This window comes from Scytonema hofmannii PCC 7110 (assembly GCF_000346485.2).
Lineage (GTDB): Bacteria > Cyanobacteriota > Cyanobacteriia > Cyanobacteriales > Nostocaceae > Scytonema > Scytonema hofmannii.
This window is the reverse complement of sequence record NZ_KQ976354.1, coordinates 3078867-3094776: the sequence shown is the minus strand read 5'-3', so window position 1 is coordinate 3094776 and position 15910 is coordinate 3078867. Positions and strand designations below refer to the sequence as shown.

Genomic DNA, 15910 nt, shown 5'->3' with positions numbered 1-15910 from the left:
ATTTGTGGAAATTGTTCGATAAAACTTGATAGTGCAAATACTATGCCAGTTTTCATCTTAATCCAATCTACTCTCGCTTCGATCTGTATCTTTGGCACGATTTTTGCACAGTTGTTATGTGACCATGTGGACTTTTAGTGATGCACTCTCACCACTTCTGTCCCTACTTCTATAAAACAACATATGAATCGCTCTAATAATCGCATTTCTCATTCCTCCACCACAGAACTATTAGCCCTGGCTGCACAACTCCAAGAGCAAAAATCCCAGGACTACATTCCCTCAGAACTCATTCAAGCAGCTACAGAGGCAGGCATTTCTCCCGATAGCCTTCAGGAGGCATTACAACTTATGTATCTCAAACAGACACAAGACCAAAGCCGTCGCCGCAATCTGCGCTTAATTATTAGCAGTGGGGTAGCGGGAGCCGCGATCGCTCTAGCTAGTGTTTGGGGTTCTTTTACCCTGAACCAGCACTCAACAATTGGAGGACTTGCATTTTCCGTAGCGAACGCTCATCCCGCACATCCGACTCCTCCGGGTGCGCCTGTACCAAATGACTACACTACAACTTACAATGGCAGAGTTCAGCAATACCTGCTTAATCCTGAAGGTAGAGTTGATGGACTACTGCTTGACAATAAGATTCAGGTTAAGTTTCCTCCCCACCTGAGCGATCGACTCACCAAGGCGATCGCTCCAAATGATGAGGTCAGCATCATCGGCGTTGCTGGTACACCCACCCAATTTGGACAGGAAATTCGAGCAACCCAAATCGTTAATCTCCGCACTCAGCAGACGATCGCTAACCAACCTCCTACCGTTCCCCCTTCACCTCCAGCCAACAGAGTAAGCTACAGCAGTCTTTCTGTAGATGGAATTGCTCGACATTGGCTCGTTGGGCATCGGGGAGAACTCAAAGGTGTTATTCTCTCCTCTGGTGTGGTGGTGAAGTTTCCGCCCCATGTCGGCGATCGGCTTGTCAGTATAATTGAAGGTAGTGACAAAGTTCAGGTTCAAGGCTTTGGCACCCGCAACACCTATGGACAAGTGATAGAAGCAACCACGTTAACCGTGAACGGACAGAATGTGGCGATCGCTCCGGGAACGGGCGTAAAACGTTATCGCTCCACCAAACCCTAACAAGCCTTAGCTATTGTGAACTACCGTTCAACAACCAGGAGATGATGGCATACATGAACTGATTGACAGCATGACTCAAGTAGTTAAGGAGGCGCAATAGTTATAGTATTGGTTATTCTAGATGAATTGTTCAACTAGCTAGATCAAAAACAATGAGCTACCAACCCCCAACCTCTCATACTCAGGATGTTAAACTCAGTGTAGGTCATCATCTTTCCCTGAGTTGGGTGCTCATTGTTCCATTCGTGTTACAGATTATTACTGCAACCGCGTTAGTTGGCTATCTATCCTTTAAAAATGGGCAACAAGCAGTTGATGAGATGGCAAATCAGTTGATGACAGAGGTGGGAGATCGCGTCAACTTGTACCTCAAAAACTATTTAGCAACCCCACCGCAAATCAACCGTATAAATGCTGATGCTGTTCGTTTGGGATATATAGATTTACAAAATCGCCCGGAGTTAGAACGTTATCTTTTTAGCCAACTCACGCAATTTGAAACTGTCAGCCATATAATCCTAGGTACGCCACGGGGCGATTTCATTGTTGCCAATCGGAACCCCCAACTGAGCGTGTTGAGTTCCGACCTTTCTAACCCTAGCTTAGTTTATTACGATGCTGTAGACAGTCACGGAAAAAAACTCAGTCGTATAACAACAATTCGACAATTTCAGTTAAAAGAACGACCTTGGTATCAAACAGCCATTGCGGTGGGAAAGCCCGTTTGGAGTCCAATTTTTGTGCTTGCCGATAATTCGGATATGTCTCTCAATGCCAACTATCCCATCTACAAGCCAAAAACGAAGAAACTGCTTGGTGTCTTCTCTACTGCCTGCGATCTGTCCTTCTTTCGGAAATTTTTAGCCACTGTAAAGATTGGTCAAACAGGAAAAGTTTTTATTGTTGAACGCAACGGACTTTTGGTAGGAAGTTCAAGCAATCAACACTCAATTACCTTCAAACAGCAAAATGGAAGTGTCAAGTTAGAGCGTATCCAAGCAACTGATAGTCATGACGCTTTGATTCAAGCAACAAGCCAATATTTGCAAGCAAAGTTTGGGAGTTTCAAATTTTTTCAAAAAAGTCAGCAATTGAGCTTTTGGAGTCACAACCATCGCCAGTTTTTGCAAGTTATTCCTTATAAAGATAAACTTGGACTGGATTGGGTAATTGTTATTGTAGTGCCAGAGTCAGATTTTATGGCACAAATCAATGATCATACACATACTACTATATTGTTATGTGTAGCAGCCGCTTTTTCTGCTACAGCTATTGGCGTCTTCACATCTAATTGGATAACCCGTCCTTTAAAAAATTTGAATGCAGCACTCAAGAAAGTTGCTCATGGAGATTTTCATTATCCAGTGACTATATATCGAGAAGATGAAGTGGGAGAACTGGCAGACTCATTTAGAGATATGGCAACTCAACTGCAAACCTCATTACTAGCACTGCAACAGACAAATGCCGAATTAGAAAGACGAGTCCGCGAACGAACATCGGAATTGCAACTTAGCGAAGAACGATTGAAACTGGCACTCGAAGCATCGGGCGATGGGTTATGGGACTGGAATCTTAGCACAGGTGAAATCTACTTCAGCCCTCAGTACTTTGAAATGCTGGGCTACGATGCCAGTGAACTTTCCCAAGGTTTCAGTACATGGGAACTATTGGTTCATCCTGAGGATATGGTTTGGGTAAAAGAAATCTTAGAGGCGCACCTGAAAGATTTTTCAGTTCGCTATGGGTTTGACTATCGACTCCGAAGCAAATCTGGAGAATGGAAATGGATTGCAGACTACGGCAAAGTCGTTGCTTGGGATGAAAATGGGAACCCCTTGCGGATGTCGGGAACGCATCGAGATATCAACGATCGCAAACAAACTGAGGTTGAACTGCAACACGCAAAGGAAGCCGCAGAAGTAGCAAACAAAGCAAAAAGTATTTTCCTCGCAAACATGAGTCACGAACTCCGGACACCCTTGAATATCATTTTAGGCTTTGCTCAGGTTATGAGCCATGACTCACACCTAACGCCAGAACAGCAAGAAAACTTACAGATTATTCATCGCAGTGGTAAGCACTTGCTGAGCATCATCAATGATGTTCTCGATTTATCAAAAATCGAAGCCGGACGAATCACGTTAGACGAAAGTAGTTTTGACCTTCATACCTTACTGTCTTCTTTACACAGTATGTTTCGTCAGCGAGCTGATGCCAAAGGCTTGCAACTTTACCTTCACCTTGCTTCAGATCTACCACAATTTATCACAACTGATGCTAACAAACTGCGCCAAATCTTGATAAATTTACTGGGCAATGCTATCAAATTCACTACAAAAGGTAGCGTCACTCTGACAGCAACCAGAGGAACAAAACAAGGGCAAAATCAGGCAGATCGGGAGAACTCTACACCTCCGCTTCTTGACACTCTTCTGTTCACTGTTGAAGATACGGGGGTTGGAATTGCATCACACGAACTTGATACTATCTTTGATGCCTTTACTCAAACCGATTCCGGCAGAGCGTCGCCAGAAGGGACGGGGCTGGGATTGACAATTAGCCTCAGATATGCATCTTTAATGGGTGGTACCATCACAGTAGCCAGTACTTCCGGTCAGGGCAGTACTTTTAGTGTTGAGGTTCAAGTTCAGTTGGCAAAAGCATCAGACGTGCCAACATCGTCACCTCAGCGTCGAGCCATCGGACTGGCGGATGGACAGCCATCTTACCGAATTTTAGTAGTAGATGACCAGCCAGAAAACCGTTACCTACTGTTTAAGTTGCTAACTCAAATGGGGTTTGAGGTGCAAGGAGCCAAAGATGGAGAAGAAAGTATCCGACTTTGGCAAGAGTGGCATCCCCATTTAATTTGGATGGACATTCAGATGCCAGGAATGGACGGGTATGAAGTAACACAGCAGATTCGTTCTACTGCGGAAGGTCAATCGACGATCGTGATTGCTCTATCAGCTCAGGCATTAACGAGCGATCGCATCCTTGCCATCCAAGCCGGATGTAATGACTTCATTCGCAAACCTTTCCAAGAAAGCGAATTGTTTGCCAAGATGGAAGAATATTTGGGAGTGAAGTTTATCTATGCTAATGATGAGGAGTCATCTTCGAGTATCCATAGACAAGAACAACCATCTACCTGTGTTTCATTAACAGCTGAGAATCTATCGGTCATGTCTCCAACTTGGATTGCCGATTTACATCAAGCAGCACTCTTGTGTGACGATGATGAAGTTTTTCTTCTCATTCAACAAATTCCAAAACAGTACACATCTCTGATAACTGAGTTGAAACAGCTAACTCGTAACTATCAATTCAAAGAAATCTTGCAACTTGTCGATAAACAGTTAAATAAATGAACTTTTCTTCCCTTCTATCTTCTGCCCTTCTATTGTAAGTCCTGACGATAATTCCGTGGGGTTTGCCCCGTCCAACGCTTAAATGCTCGGTTAAAAGCGCTCGGTTCAGAAAACCCTAACAAAAAGGCTATATCATAAATTGGAGTATTTGGGTTCTTTAAATGTCGCAAAGCTAATTCCTTGCGCGTTTCGTCAAGAATTTGTTGGTAAGATTTCCCTTCAGCTTGCAATTCTCGCTGCAACTGGCGGACACTTATTGCTAGAGAGTGAGCGATCGCTTTGATTGATGGTAGTTCCCCTTTCAGATGTTGCGCGATCGCTTGTACCACTTGTCGAGTATAGCTATCCTGGTGAACCATTGTATTGAGCATTGCCTCTGCATGCTGCTCGAAGACTGATAAAAGGTTTAGGTTAGCTGATAAAACAGACCAATTCAAGCAATTAGCATCAAAGATGAGACGATTTGTAGGCATTGAAAATTGTGGACTTGTCTGAAAGATGCGATCGTGTTCGGAAGTATGAACAGGGCGTGGATATCCAAACCAAACAGCTTGAAGACGAAGCTGTTTTCCTGTCAACACTCTTGTTGCTGTCAGCAAAGATGAAAAAGTACTTTCAATTGCTTGCCGAGGTTCACTTAATAAGTAGTTTTTTAAGTCATCCGCAATATCGCAGTCGCAAAACACCAACCCTTCAGATACAGAAAAGTGAATGTACACACCTTGGCTAAACAAATGGGTATATCGCGAAAGCTTTTCCAAAACTTGCTCAAGTGTTTGACAATTCACCACCACATAGCCAACAATGCCAAACGCTGCCAGATTAAAAACTTCACCCAAGTGTAACCCAAGATTTGCATCCCCTGTACGCTGAATCGCTTCTCGCCACACAGCACTGTGAAGCACGCCTGGAATTCTCTCGTCAGGTTGGTTCAGCAGGGTAGTTTCGATCCCCGCCGCCGCACATAAGCTATTTGCATCGACTCCATATTTTGCAACTGCATATTGCACAATGCTGCGGGTGAGGTAAACAGAGAAAGTAGCTTCTTTGATCATGTCACATTCTTGAAATATAGCCAAGCAGCAATGCATCTGTCACGGTAACACAAAGATTCAAACACAATTTTAACCCAAAGGAGTTTTTGCTATGATGGAACTGAAAAATATTCAAACCCAACCTAACCAGTTAATCGTCGCTCAACAACCCGAAACCATTGTTAATCGAGTGACCAGTGACCAGTGACCAGTAACCAGTGACCAGTGACCAGTGACCAGTGACCAGGTATTGAGTAAAGATACTTACTCCCTGGTCGCGTATATAATGCTTACACTATGACTCATTTCTGAAAGAAAATAAACCGATTCATGATTCAAATTCGTGACTTTCAAGTAGGTCGATGAATTCGTCACTGGTCACTGGTAACTGTTAATAAGAATAGCTTTTAGTCGTCCCTAACTTTAAGCGATTTTTACAATTTTTTCAAACGATGACAATATCACTACCAAGTTGTGTTATTCTTAATTCACAGGATTTATATTCGGTTTTGCAGTTTGTCTCATGGTACTTACAAGCGTAATCTCCGAATCTAACTCTCAGCGCCAATCGATTCAGGAGATGTTTTATGTCAATTTACGTCGGTAATTTATCCTATGAAGTTCAGGAGAACGATCTTAGGCATGTTTTTTCAGAATATGGAACAGTGAAAAGAGTCCAACTACCCGTAGATCGGGAAACAGGTCGTGTTAGAGGTTTTGCCTTTGTAGATATGGGAACAGATGCAGAAGAAACAACAGCAATTGAATCACTTGATGGGGCTGAATGGATGGGTCGTAACCTAAAGGTTAACAAAGCTAAGCCACGTGAAGACAGAGGTTCTTCATATGGTGGTGGCGGCGGTAGACGTGGAAACACCAGTGGTGGTTACTCCAGACGCTACTAAAATTTGAGAATAAGAATTAAATAACTGTAAAGTCGTTGTGGCAGGCAAAAAGCCTGCCTTTTTTGATAGAATTTTCACTTGGTCACTGGTCACTGGTCACTGTTATAAAGTGTCGTTGAAAGAGAATAGCCCCTAGATTGGTTAGTAAACAAGAGAGTGCTAGCAATAACAAAATATAAGTGGGAGCCATGACGATACCAACTGCAAACCAAGTATATACGTGCAATACCATGATTAACGCGAGAAAACTGGCAACTGCTGCGGATCGCCATATTTGATGTGGTGAGCGACCGAGTGCAATTAGAACCATCGTAACGATTGTGGCAACTAAGTTAGCTGGTACTAGAAATGCACAAAGACTGACACAATTGACACGGGAAAGCTCAGCTAAGCTGTTTAAATCAAGCATTAACGTTCTGGGATAATGTTAACCCAGTACAAAAAGGCAAGCTATGCTGAGGACAAAAGGCACTAAAGCTTATTTTATAAGCTCCGAAGTGAGATTTTTCAACTGCATAGTCATTTCTGCCTACCTGCACTAGATATAGAATATTTAACATATTTATAAAATAAGGAAGCGTACACTAACGTGCATCGTTAACAAAATAACGATTAAGTTAACATAAGTTAAATATATAAAATATTTTTATCATTAATGCTCAGAAAAGCAATTTACTCTTTAAAGGAGCCTCTTGTGGGACGGGCGTCTCGCCCGTTACAGATCGGCGGGTCTTGACGCCCACCCCACAAGATGGATAGTTTATTTCTTGGAAATCCCTAACCGAAATCGCTTTACCGTTACAGAGAAATTCACTTCCCCATATTCCGTTTCATCTGTTCCAACTCGTCTTGGGTTTCCCAACGGCGGAATTTTTCTTCTAGGTCATCATAGCTACTAGAATAACTACTAGTAGAATTCCAGCCTGCGGTTTCCAATTTCTGTTGAGCAGCACGCGCTGTTTGGGCTTCAGTAGCTTTGGCTTGTACTTCCTGTCGCCTCTGTTGAATTTTTTTCAGTAGTTCCTTTGCTTGGGTAATCCGTTCTTTCACCCCTTGCATTTGTCCCCACAGCTGGTTTCCCTCACGCAGTAAGGCGGCTTCTCTCTGTTGGGCTGCAGCTACCAAATCTTGTCTGTTGGCAGTTCTTGCCTTTTCTACCCGGATATGCCACTTTTGAATTTCTTGGGCAGTGGACAAAACATCGTCTTGCGATCGCTTTTCCTGCAATTGTAAATCTGCAATCAATTTTAACGTATCTTCCTCTTGCTCCCGCAGTTGCTCGAGTAGCGCTTCTAACTCCAAGTGCGGATTGTTTCGCAAGAATTCTTCTAAACGGTTTTCCAGAAACCTACTCAGGTCATCAAATAAGCCCACTGCTAGAACTCCAGAGGTTAGTTGTTTCTCTATTGTAGTAATTTTTGTCCAGAGAGAACAACAGGTTGTGTCAGTCTTGCTACTGCGTTCAAATATACTTCTCTAAGTAGATGACGGATTTCCTCAGAAACAGGAGTTTTAGATTATTGATGTGACCGCATAAAACATTAGCAATAAAATCTATCGAATTCAGTAATTTTACTATTGCTATTGCTCCTATGGTTTTTATAGCTCAAGAAACATTTTTAAGAATAAACTATATAATTTACAAACCCCTATGTTTCGACATAACTTAAGATTTTAGAATATGGATATAATAAACTTTGTCAATACACAAGAGGTAGATTTAACAAACTGCGATCGCGAAGCTATTCATATTCCAGGCTCAATTCAGCCTCATGGTCTTCTTCTCGTTTTACAAGAACCCGAACTGAAAATTTTACAAGTCAGTCATAATATAGCTAACTTTTTCCAAATTCCTGCTGAATCATTAATTAACCAAAACTTACCTATTTTATTTCCTCCTGCTCAAATAGAAATTTTAAAAAATTGTATTTCTCAAGCTGAAGCAGAAGTCTTTAATCCTTTAAGATTATTAGTTGAAGTCGAGAACAAAGTTTTAGTCTTTGATGGGATGCTTCATCGTAATGATGGGGGTTTAATCTTAGAACTTGAACCACCTATGTCTTCTATAGAAAGAGGAGAACTCAGTTTTTATCATCAAGTCAAAGCATCAATTTCAAAAATTAAAAAAGCTGCTGATTTCCAGGAAGCCACAGAATTTATTGTGAAGGAAATCAGGAGAATAACCGGATATGACAGAGTCATGATTTATCGGTTTGAACTCGACGGTACTGGAGTTGTGATTGCTGAAGACAAACAAGAAGGATTAGAACCTTACTTAGATTTACATTATCCTGCTTCAGACATTCCCAAACAGGCAAGGAAACTTTATTATGATAATTGGTTGCGACTCATTGTCGATCTGAACTACCAACCAGTTGAAATTATACCTGCTCTTAATCCTCTCACCAATGCTCCTCTTGACTTGAGTGGTTCTTTGTTGAGAAGTGTTTCTCCCATACATAGAGAATACTGTCAAAATATGGGTGTTGGAGCTTCTATATGCATTTCATTAGTCAATGAAAAATACCTTTGGGGTATGATAGTTTGTCATCACTCCTCACCCAAGTATATAGATTCCAAAACCCGTTATTATTGTGAATTTATTGGACAATTAATGTCTGTCTATCTAGTAAAAAAGCAAAATGAGGCAATCGAACGCTATCATCAACAAATTCAGATACTTCAACAACAAATAAAACAAGAAGTTTCGGAACATCTTCAAGAAATTGGACAAATTTTACAGAGAAATAGTCAGAGATTGTTAGATTTAGTTAGAGCAACAGGAGCCGCAATTTCTTTAGGTCAAGAATTAATCTTAATTGGTAAAACTCCACCCAGAGAATCTGTACAAAATCTATTAAATTGGCTGATAAATACTTACAGAGAAGAAGTTGTTTTTACAAATAATCTCTCTGAAATTTATCCACTAGCAAAGGATTTTAAAGATACTGCGAGTGGCTTGCTTGCTATTTCTATTCTGCTTTACCAGACATCTTATCACATACTCTGGTTTAGACCGGAAGTCATTCACACAGTCAACTGGGGAGGAAATCCCAATAAACCCGTGGTCATTGAAAGTCACGGAAACGTCAGGCTATCACCGCGTAAATCTTTTGAACTATGGAAAGAAACTGTTCGAGAGAAGTCCTTACCTTGGCAACAAGTGGAAATTGACGCCGCACAGGAACTCAAGAACACACTGATGCTGGCAGTGTTAGACTTTTCTCACTCAGCGCTAGAAGCCGCCGCAAAACAAGCTGAAGTTGCCAACCGTGCAAAAAGCCAATTTTTGGCAAAAATGAGTCATGAATTGCGGACTCCCCTCAATGCTATTCTCGGCTTTACGCAGATCATGATTCGGGAAAATACTTTACCTTCACAGCACCTAAAAAATCTAGAAATTATTAATCGCAGTGGAGAACATTTATTAGCACTCATTAATGATGTTTTAGAAATGTCCAAAATTGAGGCAGGTAAAGTTACGCTTAACGAACACAGATTTGATTTACATTGGGTTATTGAATCAATCAAAGAAATGCTGCAACTTAAAGCTTCTGCGAAAGGATTAAAACTTGTCTTTGAAGGTTTGTCAGATGTTCCTCGATATGTTGTTGCTGATGAAGGTAAATTACGTCAAGTTCTAATTAATTTACTAGAAAATGCCATTAAATTTACGCAAAACGGTAATGTAACGCTGCACGTGAGATTGGGGACAAGGAACTGGGGACAAGAGACTGGGGACAAGGGGGAAGTATCAGAATCCGATCTTCAATCCACAATCCAAAATCCAAAATCCACAATCCAAAATCCACAATCCCTCATCTTTGAAATTCGTGATACGGGTTATGGAATTGCCACCGATGAACTCCAGACCATATTCGATCCCTTTGTTCAAGCATCTACAGGTCGTCAATCAATGGAAGGCACTGGCTTGGGTTTACCAATCAGTCAGCAATTTGTACGCCTGATGGGGGGAGATATTTTGGTCACGAGTATCCCAGGTGAAGGGTCTATTTTTCGATTTAATATTCGAGTCAGCTTACCACAGAAAACGGATCTACTTGAATCATCAAAGCCTAAACGAGTTATAACTTTGCAACCCAATCAACCACAGTATCGTATCCTAGTTGTGGAAGATGTAGAAGAAAACCGCCTTTTACTCGTTCGGCTTTTAGAGTCAGTTGGTTTTGAAGTGCGTTCAGCAGTGAACGGAGTAGAAGCAGTTGCTGTCTGGCAACAATGGCAACCACATCTAATTTGTATGGATATGCTAATGCCAGTGATGGATGGATATGAAGCAACCAAAAGGATTAAAGCTACTTTAAAAGGTCAAGCAACTGTAATTATTGCCCTCACTGCTCATGCTTTTTCTGAGGAAAGATCGATGGTATTAGAAGCAGGTTGTGATGATTTCATACCTAAACCTTTGCGTGAAGAAATACTTTTTGAAAAGATAGCAATATATTTAGGTGTGAAATATATCTATGCAGAAGAAAATCAACTTAATTCACATCAGTTATTATCACAGCCTTTGCATTTAGCACAAGATGCTCTTAAGGTTATGCCTTTGGAATGGGTGAAAAGGCTGCATTGGGCAGCAATGGCTGTGGATGATGTTATTGTTCTGAATCTTATTCAAGAAATTCCGGAAGAACATTCGTCTCTTGCTCAGACTTTGAGCAGATTGGTGGAAAGCTTTCGTTTGGATATAATCGCCAATGTCACTCCGGCTTATGTTGAGGAAAATCATGACAGGGATTAGGTTTCTAAAGCAAAAACTCTAACCTTCTTACTCTGGTACATAGATTACTATGTCACTAGGGTGACCTAGACGCTGACGCGCTGCAAAGAATGCTGACTCCATACCTTGAGTGTAATTCAGCAAAAGGGGCTTTTGTTCCGGCTGTACGCGGTTTTCTATTTCATCTACTAATTGCCTTTTCCATTGATTCGTCATTTCCCATTCCACTCCCACACTCGGCATAACCATCACACATAAAGGCACTAGTTCCTGTTCTATAGGTTTGAGACTCTCCTCTAACACGCATAACCATAAGTAAGCCTGGAACATATCTAAGTCCCGAAGACAAGAGTGAGCTACCTCTGGATGACCTAAGGAGCCTCTTAAGCTATGATGATTGGGTAATAATTGTAACAATCGGCAGTAAACTACTGAACTAATCTCATTCGCTATAGGGAACATTTGCTCAACTAGAGCTAAAGCTGGTGAACCTAGCGGATGCTGAGCGGCTGCGGCACAGACTCGCTGCCAAGGGACAGCAACTTGTTCTTCAAGGAACTTAAAGTAGGGACACAGCAGCACTTTCTCAACTGGTGTCAACTGATTAATCAGTAACTGGTTAGTGAAATTAAACAGCGTTGTCAGAAAGCCAAGCACACGCCCATCTTTTGTTATTAAGTGTTGATCCTGATATTTTAGTAACAATTGTTCTAGTTCATTAACCAGCTTTTCTATGCTTGGTATTGTCGATAACACAAGAGCCACTTCCTCAGTACTACCTGAAGTCATTTGTTTGACTCTAGGAGTGACAGCAATACCAGACTGTTGTTGGTAAAAGGATAGTAACGTTTGATAAACTTTGTAGGCAAACTGAGAGATTCGCTGCTCCGCTTGAAAATCAATCATGTCAGGAATATATTCGTAGAGAGATTTTGCCTGTATTACTGCCCGATAACTTGTGCGCTCTAGTACAGTCTTCAATAATTTAGCTGTAGTTAGGGCTCGAGCTTCTGGCCAAGCGGCTTTTACCAATTCTCCATAAAATTTAGGATTTTTGGAGAGAGAAGATACGTCTACTGTATAACGCTCTGCCCAATGCTTGAGTAAGCACTCAGATGAAGGTGTTTTGGAAATGTTAACGGATAACAACATAAATTCAGTAAATCGAAAAGTTTTTTAGAAGCTATGCCACATTACTCTTTTGAGAAAAACACCCTAGCCTAGCAATTCATTTTTGATAGTACAGTAACCATCAACTTTAGTTCCGCTTCTGAGAAATGTCATTTTGTACAGACATTAGAACTTTTATACATCTATTTATGTCCAGCTAATAACATAACTGTCATTAATGTCATTTTTATTTATGAAAATCGTTATCTGTCAAAAGAATCATTTTCCTGTTAAGTTTTCTGTCTTTTCTCAGATTTTTTGTATACTTAAATACAATTTTTGAGAAAAAACAAGAATTTTTACTTAGCGCTTCAGAACGGCTTCTCTAGTGGGACTTAACCAAAAAAAAGTAAAAAACAGGGTATGCTGCTTAACCAGCATAGCTTTGACGTCAAAGTAAGCCACGCAAAGAACTATCTGTTGCGGTTTAATATCAAAGCCCGGATTTCTCACAAACTGAATCCGGTTAGAGGGGTGTCAACCAATAGGCGACGCCCCCAACCACTTTATTCATAAAACCAAACTCAGCTAACTTTTCTGGAGGCAAACCAAGATAAGTCCAATGAGGTGAATCTTTTTCTACTGTCCGAAACCAACCATTTTGATTTAAAGTGTATTCTTGGAAGGCATTACTAACACCTAAGTCGATCGCCAATCCCCAAAGATGCTGTGACGATCCAGGTGGCGCAACAACACCAAGAATATTTGTTTCTGCACCCTGTCGCACTCGTTGTAAAGTTGTGGCAGTGGCATATTTGTTCCAAAATCTTAAATTGGTGGCAAAACTGCGAGTACAATCACTCGCGCCGTAACCAGATTTTAAAGAAATGTGTACTTCTGCTCTTGCTCTGTTTAAAGCATCTGCTGCTGATTTTTGTAAATAACAGTTATTGGTATTGTTTACTTTACTCATGTTCAGATTAGATTGAAACTGTTTGGTTTCTTGCTCGCTTGTAAATACCACTTTTGACGGAAGTTTAATCCCTGCTTCTTGAATTACGAATGCAGCACCATATGCACGTAATAAGGTGTATTCATATGTATTGGGTGTAGGAAGTGTTGGCAACTTATATGTTACTAGCGCTAAAAACCGATCTTTTTCAGGCAAGCTGAGATTGGGAGTAGGCGGAGGGACAATGGTAGGAGATACCTTGAGTGGAGGAGCATTTGGACAAGATTGCTTCTGCTCTCTGGGATCGCTTGATGGTGCGATCGCACAACTTTCTATAGACTGACGGCTTGCACGCAACTGATATCGGTTAATTCCATGACTTGCAACCAGAGTACAAGCTAGGAAAGTAATTATAGCGATAAAGGCTAAATTTTTTATACTTCGCTTCATTTAGAATAATGTTGAACTTGCGTCACAAATAAAGTGGTTCTTGCGTAATTAACGGACTAAATTTTTTGAAAAAGAAGACACTGCGTGAGTAAACAACAGCTACGTCTGGCAACCCCTTCTTAATATATATTACGAAAGAGCGCTTGTCGGAATTGAGAGACTTTTAAGCTCAAATACCAATAATCAACAGAACTGTTGATAACAGCTAGAATAGGTATGAGTTCTTGCTGCTCTGTTAAGTCCATGACCCTGCACACTTCCATTGAATTCCAAGACGCTTTTGACGTTATTGTTGTCGGTGCCGGTCACTCCGGTTGCGAAGCAGCCCTTGCGACCGCACGCCTTGGCTGTCGCACCCTGCTGTTAACCCTCAACTTAGATAAAATTGCTTGGCAGCCCTGCAACCCAGCAGTTGGTGGTCCGGCAAAATCCCAGTTGACTCATGAGGTGGATGCCTTGGGTGGGGAACTTGGCAAAATGGCAGACAGAACTTATCTGCAAAAGCGCATTCTCAACTCTTCACGAGGACCCGCAGTTTGGGCATTACGCGCTCAGACAGATAAAAGAGAATACGCTGCAGTGATGAAGGGGATCGTTGAAAACCAGGAGAACTTGACGATTCGTGAAGCTATGGTCACAGATTTAGTCTTGGGTGCTAATGATGAAGTCATTGGTCTTCAGACTTACTTTGGTGTTACCTTCCAATGCAAAGCGGTGATTTTGACGACAGGTACGTTCTTGGGAGGACGGATTTGGGTTGGTAACAAATCCATGGCAGCCGGACGCGCAGGAGAATTTCCAGCCGAAGGTTTGACAGAAACCCTCAATCGTCTGGGATTTGAAACAGGACGATTGAAAACAGGAACTCCTGCACGAGTGGATAAGCGGTCAGTCGATTTTAGTAAGATGGCACCCCAGCCTGGAGATGAAGACGTTCGGTGGTTCAGCTTTGACCCACAAGCATGGGTAAGACGGGAACAGATACCGTGTTATATTACCCGCACCACAGCCGAAACCCATCGCTTGATTCGGGAAAATTTGCACCTGTCACCTGTTTATGGGGGTTGGGTGGATGCTAAGGGACCTCGTTATTGTCCCAGTATTGAAGATAAAATTGTGCGCTTTGCTGACAAAGAAAGCCACCAAATCTTTATTGAACCAGAAGGACGGGATATTCCCGAACTTTACATTCAAGGATTTTCCACGGGGCTACCGGAAAATTTACAACTGCAAATGTTACGCAGTCTTCCCGGTTTGGAAAACTGTACCATGCTTCGCCCAGCTTATGCTGTTGAGTATGATTATATACCTGCCACTCAGTGTTATCCTACATTGATGACGAAGAAGATCGAAGGACTGTTCTGTGCCGGACAAGTTAACGGAACAACAGGTTATGAAGAAGCAGCATCTCAGGGATTAGTCGCAGGAATTAATGCAGCTCGCTTTGTTCGCGGTCAGGATATGATTGTTTTTCCACGAGAACAAAGTTACATCGGTACACTCGTAGACGATCTGTGTACTAAGGATTTACGGGAACCTTACCGGATGCTCACGAGTCGTTCTGAGTATAGATTAGTACTGCGGTCCGATAATGCAGACCAGAGGTTGACTCCCTTAGGACGGGAAATTGGCTTGATTGATGACCGTCGTTGGGATCTGTTTACTCGCAAGCAAGCGAACATAGCAGCAGAAAAAGAACGGTTGTATGCAACACGGGTGAAAGAACACGATGAAATCGGGCGGGCGATCGCAGAAGCAATCGGTCAAGCAATCAAAGGTTCCATAACCTTAGCAGATTTGTTGCGCCGTCCGGGATTCCACTACGTAGATCTTAACAGGCACTCTTTGGCAAACTCCAATCTCGATCGCAGCGAACAAGAAGGGGTGGAGATTGACATCAAGTATTCCGGTTATCTGCACAGACAGCAAACTCAAATCGACCAAATTGCTCGTCAGGCGCATCGCCAGTTACCCGCAGATTTGGATTATGATGCCATTGAGACGCTTTCCAAAGAAGCACGGGAAAAACTCAACAAAGTCAAACCCCTGACAATCGGTCAAGCCGCACGTATTGGCGGCGTCAATCCAGCTGATGTCAATGCCTTGCTAATCTACTTAGAAATACGTAAAAATAAAAACAAAAGTGAGTTGTCAGTATTAGCGAATTAACTGGTCACTGGTCACTGGTCACTGGTCACTGT

Annotated in this window: 11 protein-coding genes; 5 read left to right on the top strand and 6 right to left on the bottom strand. The window is 41.9% G+C overall.

Annotated elements, in window-relative coordinates; translation table 11 throughout:
• Positions 1-183: 183 nt before the first annotated feature.
• The gene (locus tag WA1_RS13220; protein WP_017745226.1) at positions 184-1143 is read left to right on the top strand and encodes a hypothetical protein; all 960 of its coding nucleotides are present in this window, start codon (positions 184-186) and stop codon (positions 1141-1143) included.
• Positions 1144-1295: 152 nt separating this feature from the next.
• Complete coding sequence (locus WA1_RS13215; protein WP_017745225.1) at positions 1296-4517, top strand: response regulator; 3222 nt, start codon at positions 1296-1298, stop codon at positions 4515-4517.
• A 29-nt stretch (positions 4518-4546) separates the two neighbouring features.
• On the opposite strand, the gene WA1_RS13210 is transcribed toward WA1_RS13215, so the two are convergent.
• Positions 4547-5572 (bottom strand): AraC family transcriptional regulator, encoded by a 1026-nt coding sequence (locus WA1_RS13210; RefSeq protein WP_017745224.1) that lies wholly within the window; start codon positions 5570-5572, stop codon positions 4547-4549.
• A gap of 566 nt (positions 5573-6138) precedes the next feature.
• Between WA1_RS13210 and WA1_RS13205 the strand changes: the two genes are divergently transcribed.
• Complete coding sequence (locus WA1_RS13205; RefSeq protein WP_017745222.1) at positions 6139-6456, top strand: RNA recognition motif domain-containing protein; 318 nt, start codon at positions 6139-6141, stop codon at positions 6454-6456.
• 82 nt (positions 6457-6538) lie between these two features.
• Here WA1_RS13205 and WA1_RS13200 read toward each other — a convergent pair whose 3' ends face one another.
• Together WA1_RS13200 and WA1_RS13195 are read right to left on the bottom strand one after the other, a co-directional pair.
• Positions 6539-6865: a hypothetical protein gene (locus WA1_RS13200; protein WP_017745221.1), complete on the bottom strand. Its 327-nt coding sequence runs from the start codon at positions 6863-6865 to the stop codon at positions 6539-6541.
• Between the two features lie 401 nt (positions 6866-7266).
• Positions 7267-7830 (bottom strand): TIGR04376 family protein, encoded by a 564-nt coding sequence (locus WA1_RS13195; protein WP_017745220.1) that lies wholly within the window; start codon positions 7828-7830, stop codon positions 7267-7269.
• A 307-nt stretch (positions 7831-8137) separates the two neighbouring features.
• Here WA1_RS13195 and WA1_RS13190 point away from each other — a divergent pair, with 307 nt between their 5' ends.
• Positions 8138-11218 (top strand): response regulator, encoded by a 3081-nt coding sequence (locus WA1_RS13190; protein WP_017745219.1) that lies wholly within the window; start codon positions 8138-8140, stop codon positions 11216-11218.
• Positions 11219-11245: 27 nt separating this feature from the next.
• On the opposite strand, the gene WA1_RS13185 is transcribed toward WA1_RS13190, so the two are convergent.
• The 3 genes from WA1_RS13185 to WA1_RS59695 all read right to left on the bottom strand — a co-directional run bounded on the left by WA1_RS13185 (position 11246) and on the right by WA1_RS59695 (position 13954).
• On the bottom strand, positions 11246-12349 hold the full coding sequence (locus WA1_RS13185) for a hypothetical protein (RefSeq protein WP_017745218.1): 1104 nt from the start codon (positions 12347-12349) through the stop codon (positions 11246-11248).
• 484 nt (positions 12350-12833) lie between these two features.
• Positions 12834-13709 carry a D-alanyl-D-alanine carboxypeptidase family protein gene (locus WA1_RS13180; protein WP_017745217.1) on the bottom strand — a complete coding sequence of 292 codons (876 nt, stop codon included), beginning with the start codon at positions 13707-13709 and terminating at the stop codon, positions 12834-12836.
• 119 nt (positions 13710-13828) lie between these two features.
• On the bottom strand, positions 13829-13954 hold the full coding sequence (locus WA1_RS59695; protein ID WP_017745216.1) for a hypothetical protein: 126 nt from the start codon (positions 13952-13954) through the stop codon (positions 13829-13831).
• Here WA1_RS59695 and mnmG point away from each other — a divergent pair.
• Complete coding sequence (gene mnmG / locus WA1_RS13175; protein WP_017745215.1) at positions 13953-15878, top strand: tRNA uridine-5-carboxymethylaminomethyl(34) synthesis enzyme MnmG; 1926 nt, start codon at positions 13953-13955, stop codon at positions 15876-15878. The genes WA1_RS59695 and mnmG overlap by 2 nt on opposite strands.
• The last annotated feature ends 32 nt before the right edge of the window (positions 15879-15910 follow it).

Bases quoted from the DNA above. Each gene is read 5' to 3' on its own strand.
- WA1_RS13220 (WP_017745226.1), top strand. From the start codon at position 184: ATGAATCGCTCTAATAATCGCATTTCTCATTCCTCCACCACAGAACTA.
- WA1_RS13215 (WP_017745225.1), top strand. From the start codon at position 1,296: ATGAGCTACCAACCCCCAACCTCTCATACTCAGGATGTTAAACTCAGT.
- WA1_RS13210 (WP_017745224.1), bottom strand. From the start codon at position 5,572: ATGATCAAAGAAGCTACTTTCTCTGTTTACCTCACCCGCAGCATTGTG.
- WA1_RS13205 (WP_017745222.1), top strand. From the start codon at position 6,139: ATGTCAATTTACGTCGGTAATTTATCCTATGAAGTTCAGGAGAACGAT.
- WA1_RS13200 (WP_017745221.1), bottom strand. From the start codon at position 6,865: ATGCTTGATTTAAACAGCTTAGCTGAGCTTTCCCGTGTCAATTGTGTC.
- WA1_RS13190 (WP_017745219.1), top strand. From the start codon at position 8,138: ATGGATATAATAAACTTTGTCAATACACAAGAGGTAGATTTAACAAAC.
- WA1_RS13185 (WP_017745218.1), bottom strand. From the start codon at position 12,349: ATGTTGTTATCCGTTAACATTTCCAAAACACCTTCATCTGAGTGCTTA.
- WA1_RS13180 (WP_017745217.1), bottom strand. From the start codon at position 13,709: ATGAAGCGAAGTATAAAAAATTTAGCCTTTATCGCTATAATTACTTTC.
- mnmG (WP_017745215.1), top strand. From the start codon at position 13,953: ATGACCCTGCACACTTCCATTGAATTCCAAGACGCTTTTGACGTTATT.
- WA1_RS59695 (WP_017745216.1), bottom strand. From the start codon at position 13,954: ATGGACTTAACAGAGCAGCAAGAACTCATACCTATTCTAGCTGTTATC.